The sequence below is a fragment of the Streptomyces sp. NPDC001407 genome (assembly GCF_042895325.1).
Lineage (GTDB): Bacteria > Actinomycetota > Actinomycetes > Streptomycetales > Streptomycetaceae > Streptomyces.
Map to the genome: position 1 here is coordinate 54,640 of NZ_JBIAWF010000020.1, position 23,446 is coordinate 78,085.

At 72.3% G+C, this 23,446-nt stretch carries 19 protein-coding genes, 1 tRNA gene and 1 pseudogene; 7 read left to right on the forward strand and 14 right to left on the reverse strand.

The genetic code is table 11. The annotated features are described in order from the left end of the window. Positions 1-106 precede the first annotated feature (106 nt). Together ACFY1P_RS25120 and ACFY1P_RS25125 are read right to left on the reverse strand one after the other, a co-directional pair. Positions 107-2,308 (reverse strand): MMPL family transporter, encoded by a 2,202-nt coding sequence (locus ACFY1P_RS25120; protein ID WP_361531412.1) that lies wholly within the window; start codon positions 2,306-2,308, stop codon positions 107-109. 100 nt (positions 2,309-2,408) lie between these two features. After that, positions 2,409-3,011: a TetR/AcrR family transcriptional regulator gene (locus tag ACFY1P_RS25125; protein ID WP_361531409.1), complete on the reverse strand. Its 603-nt coding sequence runs from the start codon at positions 3,009-3,011 to the stop codon at positions 2,409-2,411. 224 nt (positions 3,012-3,235) lie between these two features. On the opposite strand from ACFY1P_RS25125, the gene ACFY1P_RS25130 reads away from it, so the two are divergent. Beyond that, positions 3,236-6,502, forward strand: a complete 3,267-nt coding sequence (locus tag ACFY1P_RS25130; RefSeq protein WP_361531406.1) for a S41 family peptidase — start codon at positions 3,236-3,238, stop codon at positions 6,500-6,502. 241 nt (positions 6,503-6,743) lie between these two features. Here ACFY1P_RS25130 and ACFY1P_RS25135 read toward each other — a convergent pair whose 3' ends face one another. The 4 genes and pseudogenes from ACFY1P_RS25135 to ACFY1P_RS25150 form a co-directional block, all read right to left on the reverse strand. Further along, the gene (locus ACFY1P_RS25135) at positions 6,744-6,932 is read right to left on the reverse strand and encodes a hypothetical protein (protein WP_361531403.1); all 189 of its coding nucleotides are present in this window, start codon (positions 6,930-6,932) and stop codon (positions 6,744-6,746) included. Between the two features lie 96 nt (positions 6,933-7,028). Further along, positions 7,029-7,907, reverse strand: a complete 879-nt coding sequence (locus tag ACFY1P_RS25140; RefSeq protein WP_361531400.1) for an SDR family oxidoreductase — start codon at positions 7,905-7,907, stop codon at positions 7,029-7,031. Continuing rightward, complete coding sequence (locus ACFY1P_RS25145; RefSeq protein WP_390751935.1) at positions 7,904-9,436, reverse strand: flavin-containing monooxygenase; 1,533 nt, start codon at positions 9,434-9,436, stop codon at positions 7,904-7,906. Before ACFY1P_RS25145 ends, ACFY1P_RS25140 begins: the two co-directional genes overlap by 4 nt. A 586-nt stretch (positions 9,437-10,022) precedes the next feature. After that, a pseudogene (locus tag ACFY1P_RS25150) lies at positions 10,023-10,160 on the reverse strand (exodeoxyribonuclease III); the annotation flags it as partial. 52 nt (positions 10,161-10,212) lie between these two features. Here ACFY1P_RS25150 and ACFY1P_RS25155 point away from each other — a divergent pair. Further along, a complete protein-coding gene (locus ACFY1P_RS25155; RefSeq protein ID WP_361531394.1) occupies positions 10,213-10,554 on the forward strand; it encodes a helix-turn-helix domain-containing protein in 342 nt (113 codons plus the stop codon). Between the two features lie 106 nt (positions 10,555-10,660). On the opposite strand, the gene ACFY1P_RS25160 is transcribed toward ACFY1P_RS25155, so the two are convergent. After that, positions 10,661-11,857 carry a helix-turn-helix transcriptional regulator gene (locus ACFY1P_RS25160; RefSeq protein WP_361531391.1) on the reverse strand — a complete coding sequence of 399 codons (1,197 nt, stop codon included), beginning with the start codon at positions 11,855-11,857 and terminating at the stop codon, positions 10,661-10,663. A gap of 400 nt (positions 11,858-12,257) precedes the next feature. On the opposite strand from ACFY1P_RS25160, the gene ACFY1P_RS25165 reads away from it, so the two are divergent. Together ACFY1P_RS25165 and ACFY1P_RS25170 are read left to right on the forward strand one after the other, a co-directional pair. Beyond that, the gene (locus tag ACFY1P_RS25165) at positions 12,258-12,551 is read left to right on the forward strand and encodes a hypothetical protein (protein WP_361531388.1); all 294 of its coding nucleotides are present in this window, start codon (positions 12,258-12,260) and stop codon (positions 12,549-12,551) included. A gap of 298 nt (positions 12,552-12,849) precedes the next feature. After that, entirely contained in the window at positions 12,850-13,044 is a 195-nt protein-coding gene (locus ACFY1P_RS25170; protein ID WP_361531385.1) for a hypothetical protein, read from the forward strand. A gap of 60 nt (positions 13,045-13,104) precedes the next feature. Here the strand turns inward: ACFY1P_RS25170 and ACFY1P_RS25175 are convergent, their stop codons facing one another. Then, positions 13,105-13,896 (reverse strand): exodeoxyribonuclease III, encoded by a 792-nt coding sequence (locus ACFY1P_RS25175; RefSeq protein ID WP_361531382.1) that lies wholly within the window; start codon positions 13,894-13,896, stop codon positions 13,105-13,107. Positions 13,897-13,964: 68 nt separating this feature from the next. On the opposite strand from ACFY1P_RS25175, the gene ACFY1P_RS25180 reads away from it, so the two are divergent. Beyond that, complete coding sequence (locus tag ACFY1P_RS25180; RefSeq protein WP_361531379.1) at positions 13,965-14,444, forward strand: GNAT family N-acetyltransferase; 480 nt, start codon at positions 13,965-13,967, stop codon at positions 14,442-14,444. 299 nt (positions 14,445-14,743) lie between these two features. Here the strand turns inward: ACFY1P_RS25180 and ACFY1P_RS25185 are convergent, their stop codons facing one another. The 3 genes from ACFY1P_RS25185 to ACFY1P_RS25195 form a co-directional block, all read right to left on the reverse strand. Beyond that, positions 14,744-15,253 carry a DUF1269 domain-containing protein gene (locus ACFY1P_RS25185; protein WP_361535604.1) on the reverse strand — a complete coding sequence of 170 codons (510 nt, stop codon included), beginning with the start codon at positions 15,251-15,253 and terminating at the stop codon, positions 14,744-14,746. 100 nt (positions 15,254-15,353) lie between these two features. Continuing rightward, positions 15,354-16,583 (reverse strand): HAMP domain-containing sensor histidine kinase, encoded by a 1,230-nt coding sequence (locus tag ACFY1P_RS25190; protein ID WP_361535607.1) that lies wholly within the window; start codon positions 16,581-16,583, stop codon positions 15,354-15,356. Between the two features lie 20 nt (positions 16,584-16,603). Next, on the reverse strand, positions 16,604-17,065 hold the full coding sequence (locus ACFY1P_RS25195; protein WP_361535610.1) for a hypothetical protein: 462 nt from the start codon (positions 17,063-17,065) through the stop codon (positions 16,604-16,606). Between the two features lie 193 nt (positions 17,066-17,258). Here ACFY1P_RS25195 and ACFY1P_RS25200 point away from each other — a divergent pair, with 193 nt between their 5' ends. Next, positions 17,259-19,442: an alpha-N-acetylglucosaminidase gene (locus ACFY1P_RS25200; protein WP_390751936.1), complete on the forward strand. Its 2,184-nt coding sequence runs from the start codon at positions 17,259-17,261 to the stop codon at positions 19,440-19,442. Between the two features lie 15 nt (positions 19,443-19,457). On the opposite strand, the gene ACFY1P_RS25205 is transcribed toward ACFY1P_RS25200, so the two are convergent. Beyond that, positions 19,458-21,050 (reverse strand): serine/threonine-protein kinase, encoded by a 1,593-nt coding sequence (locus tag ACFY1P_RS25205; RefSeq protein ID WP_390751937.1) that lies wholly within the window; start codon positions 21,048-21,050, stop codon positions 19,458-19,460. A 324-nt stretch (positions 21,051-21,374) separates the two neighbouring features. Between ACFY1P_RS25205 and ACFY1P_RS25210 the strand changes: the two genes are divergently transcribed. Next, positions 21,375-21,932 carry a hypothetical protein gene (locus tag ACFY1P_RS25210; RefSeq protein ID WP_361526651.1) on the forward strand — a complete coding sequence of 186 codons (558 nt, stop codon included), beginning with the start codon at positions 21,375-21,377 and terminating at the stop codon, positions 21,930-21,932. 146 nt (positions 21,933-22,078) lie between these two features. On the opposite strand, the gene ACFY1P_RS25215 is transcribed toward ACFY1P_RS25210, so the two are convergent. Both ACFY1P_RS25215 and glpR read right to left on the reverse strand, forming a co-directional pair. Continuing rightward, positions 22,079-22,152: transfer RNA gene (locus tag ACFY1P_RS25215), tRNA-Ala, on the reverse strand. Positions 22,153-22,244: 92 nt separating this feature from the next. Then, a complete protein-coding gene (gene glpR / locus ACFY1P_RS25220) occupies positions 22,245-23,321 on the reverse strand; it encodes a gephyrin-like molybdotransferase receptor GlpR (RefSeq protein ID WP_390751938.1) in 1,077 nt (358 codons plus the stop codon). Between the last annotated feature and the right edge of the window lie 125 nt (positions 23,322-23,446).

Below are 23,446 nucleotides of genomic sequence, written 5' to 3' on the forward strand. Positions count from 1 at the left end.
CATGGCGCAGCCCACAGGCGGCCGGGGGTGTGCGGGGGCGCGAAAGGCCCGGCGGCGGGCCCCCGGTGCCGGGGGCCCGCGCCGGGCCTTCGTGGGCGGACGGCCGTCAGACGCCGACCAGTTCGCGCTTCTCGTCGGGGTCGGCCGAGGGGGTGGAGAGCTGCTTCTGGAGCTGCTCGCCCTCGACGTCGACGTTCGGCAGGATCTTGCCGAGCCAGCCGGGCAGCCACCAGGCGGCCTTGCCGAGCAGGGCGAGGACGGCGGGCACGATCGCCATGCGGACGACGAAGGCGTCGAAGAAGACGGCGATGGCCAGGCCGAAGCCGATCATCTTGATCATCGATTCCGAGGAGCCGATGAAGCCCGCGAAGACGCTGATCATGATGACCGCGGCGGCGGTGACCACGCGGGCGCCGTGCCGGAAGCCGGTGACGACCGCCTGGCCGGGGCGCTCGCCGTGGACGAACGCCTCGCGCATGCGGGTCACGAGGAAGACCTCGTAGTCCATCGCGAGACCGAAGACCACGCCGACCATGAAGATCGGCATCATGCTCATGATCGGGCCGGTCTCCTCGACGCCGAAGAGCGAGCCGAGCCAGCCCCACTGGAAGACCGCGACGACCGCGCCGAGGGCGGCGACCACGGACAGCAGGAAGCCGAGGGCGGCCTTGAGCGGGACGAGCACGGAGCGGAAGACGACCATCAGCAGCAGGAAGGCCAGGCCGACGACGAGTGCCAGATAGGGCAGCAGGGCGTCGTTGAGCTTCTGCGAGACGTCGATGTTCATCGCCGTGGAGCCGGTGACGAGCACCTTGGCGCCGGTGTCCGAGGTGATCCTGCCGCCCTTGTCGCGGATCGCGTGGACGAGGTCCTCGGTCTCCTTGCCGGTCGGCTTGGACTTGGGCACCACGGTGATCGTCGCGGTGTCACCGGCCTTGTTGAAGTTGGCCGGGGAGACCATGGCGACGTCGTCCATGCCCTTGATCGTCTTGACCACGGTGTCGGCGGCGGCCTTGGGGTCGCTCGCCTTCGCCGCGTCGGTGACGATCATCAGCGGGCCGTTGAACCCGGCGCCGAAGCCGTCGGCCAGCATGTCGTACGCCTTGCGCTGGGTGCTGCTCTTGGGCTGCGCCCCGTCGTCCGGCAGGCCGAGCTGGAGGGAGGCCGCGGGCACGGCGACCGCGCCGAGGCCGAGCACACCGGCGGCCAGCACCCAGATGGGCTTGCGCAGCACGAAGCGGGCCCAGCGGGTGCCCATGTTCGGCTTGCCGGTCTCCGCCGGGCGGCCGTCGCGCTTGCGGTCCTTGCGGGCCAGCACCTTGCGGGGCGCGAAGCCCAGCAGCGCGGGGATGAGGGTGAGCGCGATGAGCACCGCGATGGCGACCGTGCCGGCGGCGGCCAGGCCCATCTTGGTGAGCATCGGGATGTTGACGACCGCGAGGCCGGCCAGCGCGATCACCACGGTGAGGCCGGCGAAGACCACCGCGGAGCCCGCGGTGCCGACGGCCCGTCCGGCCGCCTCCTCGCGTTCGCGGCCCTCGGCCACTTCCGCGCGGTAGCGGGAGACGATGAACAGCGCGTAGTCGATGCCGACCGCGAGGCCGATCATCATCGCCAGCGTCGAGGTGTTGCTCGACAGGTCGAGCACCGGCGCGAGCGCCGCGATCGAGGAGACGCCGATGCCGACGCCGATGATCGCGGTGAGCAGCGGCAGACCCGCGGCGACCAGCGAGCTGAAGGTGATCAGCAGGACGACCGCGGACACCGCGATGCCGATGATCTCCGAGCCGCCCTCGGGCATGGACTGGAGCGCGCTGCCGCCGATCTCGACGGTCAGCCCGGTGTCACGGGCGTGCTGGGCCGCGCCCTTGAGGGTGTCGCGGGAGGCGTCGGTGAGGTCCTGCGCCTTGGCCTTGTAGCTGACCGAGGAGTACGCGGTCGTGCCGTCCTTGCTGACGGCGTGCGCCTTGAAGGGGTCGGCGGCCGAGGCCACCTGGGGACCGGCGAGCTCGGCTACGGCCTTCTCGACCGCGGCCTGGTTCTTCACGTCGGTGATCTTCTGGCCGTCGGGGGCCTTGAAGACGACGCGGGCGGCGGCCCCGTCCGGGGTCTGCCCCGGGAAGCGCTGCTCCAGCAGGTCGAAGGCGGCCTGCGCCTCGGTGCCCGGGATGGAGAAGTCGTTGTTGGTGGACTTGGACGCGGTGGCGGCACCCGTGCCGGCGAGCACCAGCAGCAGCACCCATATGAGGGCTGCGTACCAGCGGCGCCGGAAGGCGAGCCGGCCGAGTCTGTAGAGGAACGTGGCCACGAGGCGTTGTGCTCCCGTCGTGTCGAGATATGGCGGAACAGGGCGTGAGGTACCGGCCCGACGACGAGAGCGGCGCGTCAGGTGGGAGGTGGTGGTGGGATCAGAGGCCGAGTGCGGGGACCATCACGGCATCGATGTAGTGGGCCAGATACGCGCAGTCGGCGGTCCGGTCCTCGATCAGGTGGCGGGTGACGAAAGCGCCGATCATCATGTGCCCGACATAGTCGAGCGCCGGATTGTCGGCGGCGATCTCCCCCCGCTCGACGCCGCGGCGCATCATCGCGCGGAGCCCCTCGATCTCGGGCTCGATCAGCAGTTCACGCAGCGCGCGGCGCAGATCGGGGTTGGTGTGGACGGCGTGGCCCAGCCCCCGCATGAGGGCGGCGTCCTTCTCCATCTGCGCGTCGTCGGCGACGCACAGCATGGCCTGGAGGTCACCGCGCACCGTGCCGGTGTCGATGGCCGACACCTGGACCGGCTTCTGATGCCGCAGCGCGCTCGCGACCAGCTCGGGCTTGCCCTTCCACTGGCGGTAGAGGGTCGCCTTGCTGGAGCGCGTACGGGCCGCCACGGCGTCCATGGTGAGGGCGTCGTAGCCGACCTCACGCAGGAGCTCCAGGACGGCGGCGTAGAGCTCGCCTTCGCGTTCGGGCGTCAGCCGGGTGCGGCGCGGCACCGTCGGCTCGGGTCTGTCCACGGTCATGCGTCACTCCCTTCAAGGCTCACGTGGGTGTCCGACTCGCGGATACGGGAACCGCCCCGGCTCCGGGCGGGCCCGGAACGAAACGGTTTCGTACACCACGAGCGTACGTGCCCCCTCATCGAAACGACGTCGTTTCGATGGTGTTCTCCGTCACGGCCCCGCCGCGGCGCGCCCGTGTCCCGGACCGAGTTGCCGTGGCCTGCCGGGGCCGAAACGATGAGGAGGTGAGTGATGCGTATCTGCGGTTCCCTCATCTGCACGGAGATCTGCTCTGCTTCACGGCCGAGGACGACCTCTGGATCGCGCCCCTCGACGCCGACGGCGCGAAGGACGCCGCCCGCGCCTGGCGGCTGACCGTCGACCGGACCCGGGTCGGACACCCCCGCTTCTCCCCCGACGGCCGGCACATCGCCTTCACCACCTGGCGCAGCCTGGACCCCGAGATCCACCTGGCGCCCGTGGCCGGCGGGCCCGCCCGGCGGCTCACCTACTGGGGCAGCAGCGACGCCCGCGTCTGCGGCTGGGCGCCCCCCGACCAGGACGGCCACTGCGACATCCTCGCCGTCTCCTCGCACGGCCAGCCCTTCTCCTATTTCTCCTGGGCCTACCGGCTGCCCACCGACGGCAGCCCCGGCGGGCGGCTGCCGTGGGGGCCCGCCTCGGACATCGCCATCGGCGGGGCCGAGCACCGGACGCTGCTGCTGACGGGCAAGCCGCCGCACGAGCCCGCCGCCTGGAAGCGCTACCGCGGCGGCGCCACGGGACGGCTGTGGCTGCACGGCACCCGGCTGGTGCCCGATCTGCGCGGCCACCTCGACTCGCCGATGTTCGTCGGCGACCGCGTCGCCTTCCTCTCCGACCACGAGGGCGTCGGCAACCTCTACTCCTGCCTGCCCGACGGCACCGGGCTGCGCCGCCACACCGACCACGCCGACTTCTACGCCCGGCACGCCGCGACCGACGGCTCGCGCGTCGTCTACCAGTGCGCGGGCGACCTGTGGCTGGTGGACGACCTCGGGCCGGAGGGCGTCCCGCGCAAGCTCCGGGTGCGCCTGGGCGGGCCGCGGGCCGGGCGGCGCCCGTACCAGGTGCAGGCCGCCAACAACGTCGAGGCGCTCGCCGTGGACACCACCGGCCGGGCCAGCGCCGTCGAGGTCCGCGGCAGCCTCTACTGGCTCACGCACCGCGACGGCCCGGCGCGGACCATCGCCGACACCCCGGGCGTGCGGGTCCGGCAGCCGGAGATGCTCGGCTCGACCGGCCAGGTCGCCTACGTCACCGACGCCGAGGGCGAGGACGCGATCGAGATCGCCCAACTGCCGCGCGCCACCGGCCCCGCCGAGCCTCGGCGGCTCGCGGCGGGCCGGATCGGCCGGGTGCACGAGCTGATCGCCTCCCCGGACGGCGAACGGCTGGCCGTCGCCGCGCACGACGGACGGCTGCTGCTCGTGGACGTCCCCGGCGAAGAGGAAGGTGAACCCGCCGAAGAGGTGCTGGAGCTCATCCGGTCCACCAACGGGCCCGTCCGCGACCTGGCCTTCTCCCCCGACTCGGCGTGGCTGACCTGGTCGCACCCCGGCGTCGGCCGCTCGCTGCGCCAGATCAAGATCGCCAGGCTGTCGGACCGGATGGTCGTCGACGTCACCAACGGCCGTTTCGAGGACGAGCAGCCCGTCTTCACCCGCGACGGCCGCTATCTCGCCTTCCTGTCGTGGCGCGGCTTCGACCCGGTCTACGACGTGCACACCGGCGACCTCTCCTTCCCGCTGGGCTGCCGCCCCTATCTGGTGCCGCTGTCCTCCGCGACGCCCTCGCCCTTCGCGCTGACGACGGAGGGCAGGCCGGCCGCCGGCGGACTCGACTCCGACGACAACGGCGGCGGGGACGGCTCGACGCTCATCGAGGTGGAGGGGCTGGAGAGCCGGGTGACGCCCTTCCCGGTCGCGGCGTCGAAGTATTCCGCGCTCAACCCCGTCAGCGGCGGCGGCCTGGTGTGGCTGCGCTGGCCGATCTCCGGCGCCCTCGGCGAGACCTTCGCCAACCCCGCCGACACCTCCGGCCGCCCCACGCTCGAACACTTCGACCTGGCCAAGGCCAAGCGCACCGAACTCACCAGCTCCCTCGACTGGTTCGCGGTCAGCGGCGACGGCACCCGCCTGGTCGTCAACGACGAGGGCGAGCTGCGGGCCGTGCCCTCCGGGGACGTCGGCGACTCCGACTCGACCGTCTACATCGACATGCGGCGCATCCTGCACGACGTGGACCCGGCGGCCGAGTGGCGGCAGGCGTACGAGGAGGCGGGCCGGATCGTCCGTGCGTACTTCTGGGAACCGGGCATGTGCGGCATCGACTGGGACGCGGTCCTCGACCAGTACCGCCCGCTGGTCGAACGCGTCGCCACGCCCGACGAGTTCGCCGACCTGCTGCGCGAGCTCCTCGGCGAGCTGGGCACCTCGCACGCCTACGTGGTCCCCGCCCGCCGCAACGAGGGCCCGCCGCACTACCAGCGCGCCATCGGCCTGCTGGGCGCCAACCTCGTGCACGACAAGAACGGCTCCTGGACCGTGCGGCGCATCCTGCCCGGCGACTCCTCCGACTCCAAGGCCCGCTCCCCGCTGGCCGGTTCCGGCATCCGGGAGGGCTCGGCCCTCACCCACGTCGACGGCCGTCCCGTGGACCCGGTGGCCGGCCCGTACCCCCTGCTGGCGGCGGCCGGCGGCACCACCGTCGAGCTGACCTTCCGGCCGGCGGAGGGCGAGGGCCCGGCACGCCGCGTCGCCGTGGTGCCGCTCGTCGACGAACGTCCCCTGCGCTACCAGGACTGGGTGGCCAAGCGGCGCGCGGTCGTACGCGAGCTGAGCGGCGGCAAGTGCGGCTACCTCCACATCCCCGACATGGGCGGCTCCGGCTGGGCACAGTTCAACCGCGACCTGCGGATGGAGATGTCCCGCCCCGCGCTGATCGTCGACGTACGCGGCAACGCGGGCGGCAACATCAGCGAGCTGGTCGTGGAGAAGCTGACCCGCACCATCGTCGGCTGGGACCTCACCCGCGACGCCCAGCCCGTCTCGTACGCCAGCAACGCCCCGCGCGGCCCGGTCGTCGCCATCGCGGACGAAATGACCTCCTCCGACGGCGACATGATCACCGCCGCCTTCAAACTCCAGGGCATCGGACCCGTGGTGGGCCTGCGCACCTGGGGCGGCGTCGTCGGCATGACCGGCCGCCACCGCCTGGGCGACGGCTCCGCGATCACCGTGCCGATGAACGCGGCCTGGTTCGACGCGTACGGCTGGGGCGTGGAGAACCACGGCGTGGAACCGGACATCGAGATCGACCGCACGCCGCTGGACTGGGCGGAGGGCCGCCACAAGCAGATGGACGACGCGGTGCGGCTGGCTCTGGACCTGCTCGAACGCCATGGCTGCGCGGAGCCGCCGGATTATTCGGGGGTACCGGATCGGCGCCGGCCGAAGCTTCCGCCGAGGTAGGGGGTTTGTTCCCCAGCCCCGCCCCTTCCCGAAACTGGGGGCAAGCCCCCAGACCCCCGCAACACGGCTTCGCCGCGTTAGTCCTCAAACGCCGGACGGGCTGATTGTGCTGGTTACGGTCCGCACCATTCAGCCCGTCCGGCGTTTGAGGACGCGCACGCAGTGCGCTCCCGCCGCAGGCGGACAAAGGCGAAAGCGGGCCCAGGGGCGAACCCCGGACCCGCCCCGCTCAGCGCAAGCGTCAGGTGCGGTCGTCCAGTTCGTCCTGGATGTCGTCGAAGGACCGCTGACCCTGCTGCCTGGCCTGCTCCGCGCGCTGCCGCAGCCGCTCCTGCTCGCTCTGGCCACGCTGCTTCGCCTCGTCCTGCTTGCCCTGCAACTTCTCCTTGGCCTGCCGCGCCTTGCCCTGCATCTCGTCCTTGATGCCCATGTCGTTCTCACTCCTCGGCGAGGGGATGGGGGCGATTCGCCCCGATTCAGCGTGGCACGCACCCCAACTCCCCGCACATCGGACGATTACCCTCCGCTACCCCGCCGCGCGGGCCTTCTCGTCGGCCGCTCCCCCGGCACCCACAAGTCCCGCGCGAGGCACGGGCGTCCGCGCTCCGAGGCGCCGCATCTCGCGCGGGCCGAAGGTCCCTATGAGGCCGGGCAGCAGGCCGCGCACGGGCTGCATCGCGCGCAGCCACCCCTGGGCGTAGATGTGCGAGGAGCGGCGTTCGATGCCCGCGACCAGCCGGTCGACGGCCGGGCCCAGGGGGTAGACGCGGCCGACGGGGCCGCGCAGCCGGGAGCGCATCTCGCGCATCGCCTCGTCCTGGTCGGCGCCGCGCACCATGTCGGTGTCCGTCCAGGTCAGATAGCCCACCCCGACCCGTACGCCCCGGTGGCCGACCTCGGCGCGCAGGCAGTGGGCGTACGCCTCGACGCCCGCCTTGGACGCGCAGTAGGCGGTCATCATCGGCGCCGGGAAGAGGGCGGCCGCCGACGCGATCTGGAGGAGATAGCCGCGGCTCTCGGCGAGTACGGGCAGGAAGGCGCGGCCGGTGACGGCGCTGCCGATGAGATTGACCTCGACGACGCGCCGCCAGGCGTCGGGGTCGGAGCCCTCCAGCGGGCCGCCGGTGGCGACGCCCGCGTTGGCGACCACGATGTCCACCTTGCCGAAGCGGGCCTTGACCTCGCGGGCCACCGAGGCCATCGCCTCGTGGTCGGTGACGTCGGCGTACCAGTGCGCGGCGTCCTCGTGGAGCGCGCCCGCGACGCGGCGCAGCTCGTCCTCCTCCAGGCCCACCAGCGCGACGCGGGCGCCACGGGCCGAGAGTTTGCGGGCCAGTTGGGCGCCGATGCCCCGCGCGGCGCCGGTGACGACGGCGACCTGTCCCGCCAGCGGCACGCGGCTCATCGGGCGGCCTCCGCGACGGTACGGGTGCGGCCGGCGGTGTCCGGGACGCGCAGCACCTGGTATTCCATGAGGTCCACCTGGCGGGTGACCTTGCGGAATTCGGTGGTGGTGCCGGGCCAGACGGTGGTGTTGCGGCCGGCGGCGTCGAGATACCAGCTGTCGCAGCCGGTGTTCCAGACCGAGGGTGCCAGCCGTTCCTGGAGTCTGCGGTTCCAGGCACCCACCGCGGACGGTCGGGCGTCGAGCGCCGCCTTGTGCGAGGGGCCGCCGAGGATCTCCAACTGCCGCATGTAGTCGACGAGATAGTTCAGGTGCGATTCGATGATGAGGATCATCGAGCTGTTGCCGAGGCCCGTGTTGGGGCCGATGACCATCATGAAGTTGGGGAACCCGGCGATGGTGGCGCCGCGCAGCGCGGCCATGCCGTCCTGCCACGCCTCGGCGAGCGTACGGCCGTCGGCGCCGGTGACCATCCTGCCGATGGGCTGGTCCGTGACCTGGAAGCCGGTGCCGAAGACGATCGCGTCGGCCTCCGCCTCGGTGCCGTCGGCGGCGATCAGCGTGGAACCGCGCACCTCGGCGAGCCCGGACGTCACCACGTCCACATTGGGGCGGGTGAGCGCGGGGTAGTAGTCGTTGGAGAGCAGGATGCGCTTGCAGCCGATGCGGTAGCGGGGGGTCAGGGCCTCCCGCAGCGCCGGGTCCTTGACGGCCTTGTGCATATGGGAGAGCGCGAGCCGCTCCAAGAAGCGGAGTCCGGACGGCCACTTGGCGAACAGGCCGACCTGCGACTCCCTCACCCCCCACTGCATTCCGCGCCGCAGCACGCGCGTGGCCGGGACCCTTGCGTGCAGCCACTGCTCGGCCTTGGTGATCCCGCGGTCGGCACGCGGCACGACCCAGGCGGGGGTGCGCTGGAAGAGCGTCAGCCGCCGTACGTCCGGCTGGATCTCGGGCACGATCTGGATGGCCGAGGCGCCGGTGCCCACGACGGCGACGCGCTTGCCCCGCAGGTCGTAGTCGTGGTCCCAGCGGGCGGAGTGGAAGACCTTCCCGGGGAAGGTGTCCAGGCCCGGCACGTCCGGGATCCTCGGCTCGGAGAGCGGGCCGGCCGCGGAGACCACGACGTCGGCGGTGAGCGGGCCACAGGCGGTGTCGAGCTCCCACAGCAGGCGGCCGGTGTCCCAGCGCATGCCGCGCACCTCGGAGTTGAAGCGCAGGTGGGGGCGGATGCCGAAGGTGTCGGTGACCCGCTCCAGGTAGGCGCGGATGTGCGGCTGGCCGGAGAAGTTGCGCGGCCAGGCGGGGTTGGGGGCGAAGGAGAAGGAGTAGAGGTGCGAGGGCACGTCGCAGGCGCAGCCGGGATAGGTGTTGTCCCGCCAGGTGCCGCCCACGGAAGCGGCGCGCTCCAGGACCACGAAGTCGGTGATCCCCTCGCGGCGGAGCCGCACCGCCGCCCCCAGCCCGCCGAATCCGGACCCGATCACCGCCACCCGTACGTGTTCGCGCTGGCGCTCGTGCTCGGCCATGCCGCCGCCTCCCGAAGCCGCTCCACCACGCCAGCGTTCACTGGCACAGTCGTGAGCGTAAGCGAGTGCCCCGGGCGAGCGATAGGGGTGCGTGGCAAGGAAGTTACCGCCGGTCGCACATACGCGGACGCCCTCGCCGAGCCGTTCACAGGGTGGGGCCGAGGCGGGCTTTTTCCCCTGCCCCGCCCCTTCCCGGCTGCGTCTGATTTGCGGCTCCGCCGCGTGGGGGCGCTGCCCCAGACCCCGAGGTGCGGGTCCGTTGCCTCCCCCAGACTCCGTCCGGAGGTGCCCCCAGCGGCGGGAGCGGCCTGCGGCCGCGTCCTCAATCGCCGGACGGGCTGGATTGCACGGACCGTAGTCCGTTGTCTGCGGCTCGCAGACGAAAGACCACAGTCCGCCAAATCCAGCCCGTCCGGCGATTGAGGACAGTGCGCGAAGCGTGCTTCGGGGGGCTGGGGGGGGAGCCCCCGCGCGGCGGAGCCGCACATGAGATGCAGCCGGGAAGGGGCGGGGTAGGGGAACAAAGCCGGCCGCAGGCGAAGCGAACCCGCACCCGACAGCGGCGAGCAACCAAGACCCCCGCCGACTACAGCTCGTACACCGCCGTAACAGGCGCATGGTCCGACCACCGAAGATCATGGCTCGCCGCCCGCTCCACCACGGCCTTGAGGGCCCGCCCCGCCAGCCCCGGCGTCGCCACGTGGTAGTCGATGCGCCAGCCGGTCATCTTGACCGTGGTGGAGATGAAGCGCCTTGCTCGCAGCGCGGCGGAGCTCATGACGCTGTCGTCCACCCTCCAGGCGGACGGCATCCAACTGGAGCTCTTGTCCGGCCCGCTCCAGGGCGTCTACGACCCGAACGGCGCTGGTGCCATCGTGTTCGCCGTGCTGGCTGTCAGCGCTGAGGTGGAGAGGGAGGGGATACGGGAGAAGACGTTGGAGGGGCTGGAGGCTGCGGCCCGCAAGGGCAACCACGGTGGACGGCCGACCGTGATGGACGCCGACAAGCTTGCCGTGGCCCGCGCCCGGCACGCGAAGGGAGAGAGCGTCACGGCCATCGCCAAGGCGCTCGAGGTGTCCCGTGCGACGCTGTACCGGGCGTTGGGTGAAGCGTCGTAATCTGCTGCGCCCCGAGACCTGAGAGACCGCCTGTCGCGTGGACAGGCGGTCCTTCGCTGTGTCGGCACAGGGAGGGGGCAAGGCACCGCTGAAGTAGGGGCTCGGTTCACGCAACGCCCTCAAGTACGGCGCGCACCTCTGGCACGTCTCGGAACTCCTCCAGCCTTGCGAGCACGACCCTCACCCGCTCCGCCGTGCGTTCGCTCGCCACGTCAGCGGACAGGGTGATGACGCGCTCCGCCGTTGCCGCTGCTTCCTCCGGCTCGTTGGCGTCCGCGAGAGCGACGGCAAGCCACGACAGGTAGAGCGCAAGTTCCCGCGTGTGTGTGGCGTCGTACCGGCTGAGCACGTCCCGGAGCAGCGGGACGGCGCGCAGGGGTCGGCGCAGCTCTGTGTAGACGCGGGACTCCATGACTTGGAGTTCTCCGGCATCCACCCAGTACAGGTAGCCGGGCTCCTCTTCCCCGCCGTGCCCCGTCAGTGCCTCGCCTGCCTCGCTGAGCGCCCGCATGGCGGGCTGAGGTTCCCCGGCTTTTGCGTGGGCCCATGCCACCCGGTCGAGATACAGGGCGTGCGCCCGGGGGGGTGCTCCGTCGGCGTTCTCCAGCGCTGCGCGGGCCATGACGAGACCTTCGCGTACGTCGCCCGTGTTCGTTCGCTGGTAGGCCAGGCAACCCAGCAAGTTGCCCGCCAGCGTCGCGTCTCCCGCCGCGTGTGCTGCCGACAGGCCAAGCCGATAGATGCGTTCAGCTTCCGCGTGCTGCCCAGCGTCACTCGCGATCCATCCGGCGATCTGCGCCAACTCCCCGATGGCCCGCAGAAGCGACCTTCCGACGATTTCCGTGTGACTGCCCTCTCTGAACAGCCTTACAGCAGAGCGGAGTTCACGGAGGGCGGGGCGCAGCAAGTCGCCGCCCGCGATCACGTCGTCGGCAAGCCTCAGCCCATGCACACGCTGCTGTAGGTCGCCCACGACACCTACGCCGACGCGACGCCCCTCACAGCCGCTGAGCGGGGCGAGCGGGTTACCTTCGGGCAAGTAGTCGGCCAGTGTCGGCGGGGGCGGTTCTGCGGGCTCCAGGGGCGTCCTGAGCGTGTCCACGGGCACGTCGAGAGCGGCAGCGATGAACGGCAGCCACTCACGAGGAGTGCGCTTGCCCGTCTCGTACCGGCTGATCTCCTGCCGCCCGATCGGCTCGCCCTGGACACCAGCGGCACGGCACGTCTCCCGCGCTAAGCGCGCCTGGCTCCACCCGCGCTGTTCGCGCAGGCGACGGATGTTGGCCCCGATGCTGCCTGTCATGTCGCAAGTCTGGCCGACAGTTGGCCTGCACGGGGCCGCTAGTCCTAGATCACGAACGGGCGGACGCTGGTCGCCACACCGAGTCAAGTTGGCGGAGAGGGCGGTTCAAGCGCATGGACGGCGAGAGATCCCACTGGGGTACAGGCGCCACGACGACGCTTTGGGGCAGCACCGGGTACCGCTCCGGGGCGCTGGTGGTGGACATGAGGACCAACACCATGGGTGTGATGCACGGGCCCCGGGATGACGGGTTCCTCATCCGGGGAGTGGGTGACCACCACGGCGAGGAGTGGACCGCCCCCATGAGGCGTCTGCGCGTCGCGACATCAGCGGAGCGCCGAATCCTTGGTCTCGCCCCTCGGAGCACGGTCTGATGGAAGCGTCGGACGGAATCGCACGCATGGCCAAGTCGCATCCTGCTGACGCTGAGAGCGTCCGCCCGCCCTTCGTGGTCACGCCGGGCGGGTCGGCCGAACCTCCCGCGCCCCCTGCGGGTGACATGACGGCGGACGCGCTGACCCCCGCCTACAGTCCGGCCGTCTACGACACCCAGGAATTCCGCGATCAGTTCGCACAGGTCGTCATCGCGCGGTTGCGCGGGTGGCAGGAGGACATGGACGAGTTGCGCGCGCTGGTCGACGCCGCTGCGCGCCTCGAGGCGTTCTGTCTGCCGCACCAGCACGGCGCCCCCTAGACCGCCTGCCCCTTTGCCGGATGTCCCCACTCCCGTGGGGTTGGCTCTTCCTCCTCCCGGCACAGGGGCGGGCCTCAAACGCCCGTCCGGTCGATCCTGGGGAGTTTTGGCCGGGCGGGTGCACCACCGCACGACGACAGAGACGTGGGGTTCCAAGCACCCACCCCAACCCGCTACAACCGAAGGAGGCCCGTCATGGGCAGGGACGAAGTCAACGGGTACGACCTGGGGGCGAACGAGACGATCACCCCCGTCGATCCGCCCGAGGACACCAGCGGCGACGAGGACAACAACGGAGATGACAAGTAGCAACACCCCCGACGGCGACGGCGTGCGCGCCACGCTGAGGCAGTTCCTCAAGCACGACTTGCCGGAAGACACCGAGCTGTCCTGGCTCTGCCCCATACATCGGGACCCGCAAGCCATGCGGCTGGTGCTCCGCTCCCGGTACGTCTGCGACAAGTGCACGCACGAGACGGCGCGCCCTCGCTAAAGGGTCTGCCCCGATCTGACGCCTCCGCTGCGCCGGGTCGGGGCTTCCCGCTGCTGTGCGCTAGACGTCGAAAACGGCCGTCACGGGCGCGTGATCGCTCCACCGCTCGGCGTGGCTGGCGGCCCGCTCCACGTACGCCTTCACCGCCCGCTCTGCCAACTGAGGCGAACTGACGATAAGGTCAATCCGCCAGCCCGAGTCGTTGTCGAACGCGCGGCCCCGGTAGGACCACCAGGAGTACGGCCCGTCGACGCCGGGATGCAGGGCGCGGACCACGTCCACGTACTCCCCGAAGACCTCGGTCAGCCAGGCCCGCTCCTCGGGGAGGAAGCCCGCGCTCTTGCGGTTGGCCTTCCAGTTCTTGAGGTCGGCCTCGGTGTGGGCGATGTTCCAGTCGCCGCAAACCAGCACCTCGCGGCCGTCCGCCGCCGCACGCGCGCGCAGCGCGACGAGGTAGGGCAGGAACTCGGCCATGAAGCGTTCCTTCTCGTCCTGGCGCTCCGTGCCGACCTCGCCGGAGGGGAGGTAGAGGCTCGCGACCGTGACGCCGGGCAGGTCGATCTCCGCATAGCGGCCGCTGCCGTCGAACTCGGCCGAGCCGAAGCCGACGCGCACCGCGTCCGGCTCGCGCCGGGAGTAGATCGAGACGCCCGCGCGCCCCTTCGCCGCCGCCGGGGCGTGCACGGTGTGCCAGCCGGCCGGCTCGCGCACGTCCTCGGGGAGCTGGTGGGCCTCCGCGCGTACTTCCTGGAGGCAGACGACGTCGGCCTCGGTGGCGGCCAGCCAGTCGACGAAGCCCTTCTTGGCGGCGGCACGCAGGCCGTTCACATTCACGGAGGTCACGGTGAGCATTCCGGCACGATACCGACTTCCCCGGCACACCTGTCGCGGGGCGCCCGTCCGTGCGTACGATCCGTTGAATGCGCATACTTCCCGTCGCCTACGACCACCCGGACGCCGTGAAGCTCGCTGACCAGGTGCAGCTGGAGTACGTGGAGCGCTACGGCGACGGTGATCTCACTCCCCTGGACGCGGCCCAGTTCGACCCGCCGCGTGGCCTATATCTCATCGCCTACGAGGACGACGGCACGCCGGTCGCCACCGGCGGCTGGCGCTCGCAGGAAGCGAACGACGAGGGGTACGCGGACGGTGACGCGGAGCTGAAGCGGATGTATGTGGTGCGGGGTGCGCGGGGGCGCGGCCTGGCGCGGCGGATCCTCGCGGCGCTGGAGGAGGACGCGCGGGCGGCCGGGCGACTGCGGATGGTCCTGGAGACGGGCACGATGCAGCCGGAGGCGATAGCCCTTTACGGCTCCTCCGGCTATGTCCCCGCGGAGCGGAAATTCGGCCTGTACCGCGATCACGAGGGCAGCCGCTGCTTCACGAAGTGGCTGGGCTGACGGCTGCTTTTTCCCCAGCCCCGCCCCTTCCCGAAACTGGGGAGACCCCAGACCCCCTGACCGCGCTTCGCGCGCTGGTCCTCAAACTCCCCCAGCTACCTCCCCCAGACTCCGTCTGGGGGAGGTAGCTGGGGGAGTTTGAGGACCAGCGCCGCAGGCGCTGCGCGTCAGCCGGCGTACCCGCACATCGGGGTCTGGGGCAGAGCCCCCACGCGGCGGAGCCGCACATCAGATGCAGCCGGGAAGGGGCGGGGCAGGGGAACAAAGCCCGCCGCAGGTGACAACGGCGAGCAACCCCCTCACGCCCCCTCCCCCGGCCGCTCAGCCATCGCCTCCTCCACAAGCTCCCGCACCCGATCCGCCGGATACCTCTCCAGCCCCCGCCCGAAGGGCAAGAGCGCCGAATCCAGCACGTCCGCCCGCGACTCCCCCACCTCGGCGAGCAGCACCGTACTCCCCGGCGGAACCTCCGCCGCAAGCATCTCGACCGCCGCGTTGGCCGCCGTAGCCTCGCGCGCATCGTGCGCACCCCCGACGAGCCCGCCCGCGCCGAAGCCGATCATGATGCCGAGCGGGCCGCCGAGGATGCCGACGAGGCCGCCGACCAGGCTGCCCACGGCGAAGCCGCGGGCGGTGCCGGTGTTGTCCTCGGTGTCGGGGAAGTCGAGGTTGCCGTCCGCGTCCCGGCTGATCACCGTGGCCTCGCGCAGCTTGATGTCGCCGTCGGCGTGCGCCTGACGGAGGGCGTCGAGGGCGCGCCGCCCGTCGTGCGGGCCGTCGACATTCATGAACAGAACGTGCTCGTCCATCGTGACCGCTCCCGTGCGTCGGCTCAGGTGGCAGCAGCCCCCGTGGCTTCGGTGGCTGCCGTGGCTTCCACTGTTGCGCCTGCCCGGTCCGGCCGCATTCTCACGGGCTCTGCCCGGGCTGCTCCTCGCGCACGGCCGAGGTGAGGTCGAGGACGGCCTCCGCGCCGCCGCTCCCGGGGTTGGCGAAGGTCAGCCGCGCGCCCAGGACGCGGGCCTGCCCGGCGGCGATGGTCAGGCCGAGGCCGAGGCCGCTGCCGGAGCCCGTACGGAAGCGCTGCGGCCCACGCTCAAGCAGCCGGGGCGGGAAGCCGGGGCCGCTGTCGCGGACGCGGACGACGCCGCCGTCGACCTCGGCGACGACCGGCGCGGCACCGTGCCGGAAGGCGTTGGTGACGAGGTTGGCGAGGATGCGTTCGACGCGCCGCCCGTCGGTCTCGACGAGGCTCTCGCGTACGACGCGGACCTCGACCACGGCGCCCTCGGGGACGGCGGTCGCGCGCACCGCCCGGCGGGTGAGCTCGCCGAGGGCGCGTACGTCGGTCTCCGCGTGCTCGGTGGAGCCGTCGAGGCGGGCCACCTCCAGAACGTCCTCCATGAGTCCGCTCAGCCGCCGGGCGCGGTCGCGGACCATGTCGGCGGGGCGGCCGGGCGGCAGCAGCGCGGCGGCGGTCACGAGGCCGGCCACGGGGGTGCGCAGTTCGTGCGCGATGTTCGAGGTCACTTCGCGTTCGGCCTGGAGGCGGGCGGCGAGGGCGTCGGCCATGGTGTTCACCGCGACGATCAGCCGGGCGATCTCGTCCTTGCCGCCCCGGGGTCTGAGACGGGCGGTGAGGTCGCCGTCGGCGATGCGCTCGGCGGTGCGGGCGGAGGCGTTGAGGCGGCGGCCGGCCACGGTCGCGAGGCCCACGCCGACGACGCAGGCGAAGGCGGTGCCGAGGCCGCCGGCCAGCCAGAGGACCTCGTCGAGATCCTGGAGGTTGCGCACCTGCCGGGTGTAGGGGTGCTTGAGGACGATGACATCGTTGCCGAGGCGGCTGCCCGCCCAGAGCGTCGGTTCGGGGCCGCTGCGGTCCAGATAGGTGGCGCGCTTGCCCCTGTCGATGGCCTTCCGCAGCGGCCCGGGTATCCCCTCGGGGTTGATCAGGGTGCGGGGCCGGTCGAAGCCCGCGGCGTGGTCCTCGACGGCGGCGCCGAGCCGGGAGTCGAGGGAGTCGCGTGCGGTCTCGAGCTGGGTGTGCGCGGTGCGGTGGTGCACGACGAGGCCCATGATGACGGCGACCAGTGCGGCGGTGGCGGTGATGGCCACGCCGATCTTCGTACGCAGTCCCATGGCTGACGACTCCTCGGCGGCTAACGCTTGGGTATGTGGAGCCGCAGGTCGCGCAGCTCCGCCCGCTGCTCGGCCGGCAGGCCCTCGACGTCGACCGTGGCACGGCTGTAGTAGGCGGACCGGTCCTGCCGCACGATGCCGCCGAGCGTGACCCTGGCGTCGTACGGCGTGGTGGCGCAGCCGGGCTCGCACCAGGCGCCGCCGACCTTGCCGCTGCCCTGCGCGGTCGGCCCGCCCCACGTGCTCCAGCGCAGCCCGCTGAGGCGGACGCTGCCGGAGGCGGTGAAGGCGGCGGGGCTGCGCAGCGAGGGCCGGCCCGCGCCCTCGGAGACGTAGACGGTGCCGGTGCCCGGGGAGGGGCTCGGGGCGGGGCCCTCCACCTTGAGGCCGCCCGGCTCCGCGCAGCCGCACAGCGCGCCCAGCAGGCCCGCGGCGAGGGCCAGGGCACCGAGGGTCGCGATCGGCGTTCGCAGCGGGCGCACGGGCTTCCTCGGGTCGGACGGGCGGGGACGGCCTAGCAGGTCGGGGCGGTCCGATGGGGCCATTCGTGCCAAATGTAACCGGCGTGGCTGGTTTGCCGACCGTGCCCTTGCCGCGTGTCGCTTGTCAGCTCGTAGGATCACCGGGCTCAAGTGGTCCGGTCCGGTCGCCGCGGTGTCACGGTGGAGGTCACTCATGCATGTCGCCCGTCGTACGCTCCTGTGCGCACTCGCCGGGTCCGCCGCGCTCGGCGCGGCCGGGCCGCCGGCCTCCGCCGAGGGCCGGGCCGGCGGGGCGTCCGGCGCCGCCGCGGCGCTCGCCCGGCTGCTGCCCCGCCACCACTCCCAGGTCACCTTCCGCACGGTGCCCCGCAAGGGCGGCGCGGACGTCTTCCGGGTCTCCGGCGGGACGGGCGCGCTCCTGGTGGAGGGCAGCACCCCGGCGGTGCAACTGACCGGATTCCACTGGTATCTCAGACACACGGCCCACGCCCACTTCTCCTGGAACGGCGCGCAGACCGCCCTCCCCGACCGCCTGCCCGGCGTCCGTACCCCTTTGGCCAAGGCCGCGAACGTCGCGCACCGCTTCGTCCTGAACGACACCAACGACGGCTATTCCGGGCCGTACAGAGGGTGGGACTACTGGGAGCACGAAATCGATGTACTGGCGCTGCACGGATTCAACGAGGTGCTGGTCTACGCGGGCGCCGACGCCGTCTACCACCGGACGTTCGCGGAGTACGGCTACAGCGACACCGAACTGCGTGAGTGGCTGCCCGCCCCCGCCCATCAGCCGTGGTGGCTGCTCCAGAACATGGCCTCCTTCGGCGGGCCCGTCTCCCGCGCGCTGCTGGAGGGGCGCGTGGCCCTGGCGCGGAAGATCGTGCGCCGCCTGCGCGAGCTGGGCATGACGCCCGTGCTGCCGGGCTACTTCGGCACCGTGCCACCCGGCTTCACCCGGCGCAACCCCGGCGCCCGCACGGTCCCGCAGGGCGACTGGGGCGGCTTCCGGCGGCCCGACTGGCTCGACCCGCGCACCGCGCACTTCGGCCGCGTCGCCCGGACCTTCTACAGCGTGCAGCGGGAGCTGTTCGGGGCCACGTCGATGTACAAGATGGACCTGCTGCACGAGGGCGGTGACCCCGGAAACGTCCCCGTCGGCACCGCCGCGCGGGCCGTCGAGAAGGCCCTGCGCACCGCCCACCCGGACGCCACGTGGGCCATCCTCGGCTGGCAGAGCAACCCGCGCCGCGAGATCCTCGACGCCGTCGACACCTCCCGGATGCTGATCCTCGACGGCATCAGCGACCACTACGCCAACGTCACCGACCGCGAGGCCGACTGGGGCGGCACCCCGTACGCCTTCGGGTCGATCTGGAACTTCGGCGGCCACACCGCGATGGGCGCCAACACCCGTGACTGGGCGGCACTTTACGACCGGTGGCGCACCAAGAAGGGCAACACCCTGCGCGGCATCGCCCTGATGCCGGAGGCCGCCGACAACAACCCCGCGGCCTTCGCCCTCTTCAGCGACCTGCCGTGGACGAACGGCCCGGTGGACCTGCCGTCCTGGTTCGAGGAGTGGCCCCGCTACCGCTACGGCGCCGCCGACGCCCACGCCGTACGCGCCTGGGACGTCCTGCGGCGCACCGCCTACGGCACCAGCCGTGCGGACGGCTGGAGCGAGCCCGCCGACAGCCTCTTCGCCGCCCGCCCCGACCTCGCCGTCAGCCACGCCGCCGCCTGGTCGCCCAGGCAACTGCGGTACGACGCCGCCGAGTTCGAACGCGCCCTGCCCGCGCTGCTCGCCGTCACCCCCTCGCTGCGCCGGAGCAGCGCCTACCGCTACGACCTCCTCGACGTGACCCGGCAGTGCGTCGCCAACCGCGCGCGCCTGCTCCTGCCGCGCCTGAAGGCCGCCTTCGACTCCGGCGACCGGGCCCGCTTCCGCGAGCTCGCCCGCGAGTGGCTCTCCTGGATGTCCCTGCTTGAGCAGGCCGTGGCCACCGACGGCGGCCATCTGCTGGGCCGCTGGATCGCCGAGGCCCGCGCGTGGGGCACGACGGCGGCCGAGCGTGACCGCCTGGAGTACGACGCCCTCTCCCTGCTGACCACCTGGGGCCCCCGCCCGTCGGCCGACCGGGGCAAGTTGCACGACTACGCCAACCGCGAGTGGTCGGGCCTGGTCGGCGGCCTCTACCGGCTGCGCTGGAAGACGTACTTCACGTCCCTGGACACAGCACTGGCCGCCCACCGCAAGCCGAAGCCGGTCGACTGGTTCACCCTGGAGGACCGCTGGACCCGCGACCACCCCGCGTACCCGGTGAAGCCGTCGGGCGACATCGTGCGGATCGCCCGCGCGGTGGCGGCAAGGCTGTAGCGGGTCCGCCCGGGCTCAGCAGTGGGTCGACGGGCCGTTCTGCCGCGTCAGGTTGTCGTTCGACATCCAGCCCGCCGTGCTGGTGCCCGCTATGCGGACGTAAGTCCACTTGTTGCCATAGGCGTTGGTGACGTAGCAGTGGTACCAGAGCTTCGTGCCCGCCTTGACCACGGACCCGGAGGAGCAGTTCATGTAGGGCCCGGATCCCAGGTGGTAGTCACCGCTCAGGTAGCCGTAGGTGCCCGGGTTCGGGTCGCGGTGGTTCCAGCCGCCGCAGCCCGTCGGCAGGGGGCTGGGCTTCGCCGAGGACGGCGCCGACACCCGGGGCGCGGCGCTCGCCGTGGCGGCGGGCGGCACGGAGGCGGACGGCGTCCCCTGGGAGCCCGAAGGGCTCGGGACGACGCGCGTGCCGTCGGCATCGCCGCCCGGCCCCGGCTGCCCGCTGGAGGACGCGACGGGGCCGGGCGCCGCCGCCTGCGCGCGGCCATCGCCGTGCTCGCCCACGAGGGCGTACGTGATGCCGCCGCCGACGAGCACGACGGCCGCTGCCGCCGCCGCGACGAGGGCCCGGCCGCGCCGCGCGGGAGCGGGCGGCGGCGGGGCTCCGACGTGCGGGGACGGCGGCGGGAAGGGCGCGCCGCCGCCGGTGCCGGCGGGAGGCGGCGGGCCGAAGCCGGGAGGGGCGGCGGCCGGGGCGACGACGGACGGCTCGGTGGGGGTCCGCAGGGTGGGGGCGGGGTTCGGCATCCCCGCGCCGGCGGCTATGCCCTCCAGCATCGCGCGCGCCTGCCCGGCGGTCGGCCGCCGCTCCGGGTCCTTCGCCATCAGCGCCTGGAGCACCGGCGCGAGCGGGCCCGCCCGCTGCGGCTCGGGCAGTGGCTCGCTGACGATCGCGGACAGCGTGGACCACACGGAGGTGCGGCGGAACGGCGAGGTGCCCTCCACCGCCGCGTACAGCGTCATGCCGAGCGACCAGATGTCGGAGGCGGGGCCGGGCTCCGTGCCCTGCGCGCGCTCCGGCGGCAGGTAGTCGAGGGACCCGACGATCTCACCGCTGCGGGTCAGCTTGGCCATGGCGTCGTCGCCGGCCGTCTCCATGGTGGCGATGCCGAAGTCGGTGAGCACGACCCGGCCGCCGCGCTCCAGCAGGACGTTCCCCGGCTTCACGTCCCGGTGCAGCACGCCGGCCCGGTGCGCCGCGTCGAGAGCGTCCATCAGCTCGGCACCGATCGCCGCGGCCTCGCGCGGGTCCAGCGCGCCGCGCTCCACCAGGACGTCGTCGAGCGAAGGCCCGTCGACGAGTTCCATGACGATGACCGGCAGGCCCTCTTCCTCCGTCACGTCGTGCACGGTGACGACGCCGCGGTGCCGGATACGGGCGGCGGCCTGCGCCTCCCGCCGCATCCGGGCCCGCAGGTCGGCCAGTTCGGGTGCGGACGCGTCGGTGTAGGCCCGCAGCACCTTGACGGCGACCTCACGGTTGAGCAGCGTGTCGACCGCCCGGGCGACGACTCCCATGCCGCCCCGCCCGATCGTCGCGGTCACCCGATAGCGTCCGCCGAGGAGCTTCCCTATGAGCTCTCCGTCCTTCGCGTCCCCCGTCGACACCGCACGCTCCGTTCCTCGACCACTCTTCGCTCACCTGTCCGGCGGACACAAGAGTAGAGGCGCGATCACGAACCGCCGGACGGGCCCGGCCCCGCTCGGACGGGCCCGGCGCGGTGCAGGGCAGGGACGGCGAGTGGAGACGGCCAGGCCCGCCTGAAGGCGCTGGTGCGGGAGGGCAGGCACGCTCGGCTCGGGGACCCCCGACTCTCCGTGCCCCAGCCCTTGTTGCCGGGGGTTGTCGGTAGCACACTGCCGTCAGCCGTACGCCAGTGCCGGCCGTCCCGGAAGGCGCGGCGAACGAACCCCAGCCACTCGAGGATGCCCATGACCGCTCTCCGCTTCGGCCGCAGGATGCGCAAAACCGCCATCGGCCTGGCCACCGCCGCCCTGTCCTGCACCATCGTCGCCACCACGACCGATACCGCCCGTGCCTACACCGCCTGGCCGGACGTGATCCTCATCCCCCGCAGCAACGGCAACGTCTGCCTGGCCCAGGACTGGGGCGCGAATGTCCCTCACCTGGAAGCGAACTACAACGTGTGCCAGAAAGGCGCCCGCCCGGTGCCCAGAGGGATGCAGTGGTCAGTGAAGTCCGAGGCGCCCGATACCGGTTACTCCAACGTGAAGGTCAAGAACCTGTGGAGCGGCAGTTGTCTCACCGCGGTGAACAGCGGCGGCTGGCGGGTCAAGATGTCGGGCTGCGATCCCTCCAAGAAGGGGCAGATCTGGGCTCTCACCTGGAGCTCGCAGCAGGACGGCTGGCAGTTCTTCAACTTCGACAGCCGCTCCTGCCTGGACGCCGGTCAGGGCACATTCATCCTCAGGCAGGAAGGGTGCAACCCCAACAACCGCTACCAGACCTGGTGGTCGGCGAACGCCTGAGCCGCCTGAGCCCGAATCGGACGACGCCTGAACTCGGCCTCCGCCGACGCACGGACCTCCCGAAACGAGAAGATCCCGCCCGATCGGAGTGATCGGACGGGATCCCGTCAACTGGTCCTGAGTTGACTCAAGAACAGTCATTGCTGTGGACCTGAGGGGATTCGAACCCCTGACCCCCTCGATGCGAACGAGGTGCGCTACCGGACTGCGCCACAGGCCCTTGCAACGAGTGAAACTCTAGCACCTCCATCCGGGTGCTCGGAAATCCGCTCCCCCGCTGGTCAGCGACGCGGGCCGCGGGGGGTGCGGCACTCACTCGTTGGCCGCGCGCGGACGCTCTTCGTCGGCGTACTGGTCGAACAGCGGAGTGCGGCCGCGCTCGCGGGGACGGCGGCGGCCGCGGCCGGAGCGGCGGTCCTCCGCGGGGCGGCGGTCCTCCGCGGGGCGGCGGTCCTCCGCGGGGCGGCGGCCGGTGGGTTCGGCGGTGCTGGAGCGGGCCGAGCTCCAGGTGTCCGGGGCGCCGAGGTCGACGCTGTCACCGGCGCGCGGGGCGACCGGCGCGGTGACGTAGGTCGGCAGCGGCACGGGCACGGGCTCCCAGCCCTCGCCGGTGCCCCGGTCGCGCTGCTGGTCGACCCACTCCGCGTGGTCGGTCTGCTCGACCAGCGCGCGGCGGCCCGCCGTGGCCGAGGGCTCGGCGGGCGGGACCGGCGCGGGCGCCGGGTGGGTGACGGTGTCCTCAAGGGGTGCGGCGGCGGCCACGGGGTCCGGCGCCGCCTGGCGAGGGCGTGGGCGGCCCTCGCGGAGCCGCTGCGCGGCGAGTTCGGCACGGCGCTGGTCCATGGTGAAGGCGAACCGGCGCCGCTCCTGCGTACGCAGATAGACGATGTACGCGCTGAGCAGCAGGGCGGGCAGGGCCGGTGCCCACAGGAAGGCCAGCCCGCCGACGCCCGCGACGATCGCGCCGAGCGTGAAGGCGAGGAAGAGCACCACCGTGGTGCGGCGGCGGCGCGCGAGGACCTTCGAGCGCCGGGCGCGCTCGGCGGCCGACGGGGAGGGGTGCGGCACCCCGGGGGGCGCGCCGGCCTGCTGGTGCGCGGGCGCGCCGAAGGGCCGGACGTCGACCGTCTCGGTCGGCGCTTCCGGCTCGGGCCCGCGGGCGTCCGCGGGCTCGCCGGGGTCCGGCGCGTCGTCGGTCGCGCGCCCTTCCAGACCCTTGGCGTAACGGCGCTCCATGCCCGCCCGTCCGGACAGCAGCCGGATGGCGGTGCTGAAGCGTTCCGTCGGACGGGCTTCATTGAGCTCGTCCTGCCTGCGGAGCCACATCGGCACCAGATAGGCGGCCCAGGCCCCGACGATGACTGCGTAGATGAGGCCACTGCTGCTCACACTTCACACCGTAGAGGGGCGCACGCGAGGGATTCCGCCAATTGGCCCGGTGTGTCGCACGATCCGGCTGATATCTCGAACTTTTTTTGTGATTGTTGGGACCGGAACTTCTCGAATACTGTCAA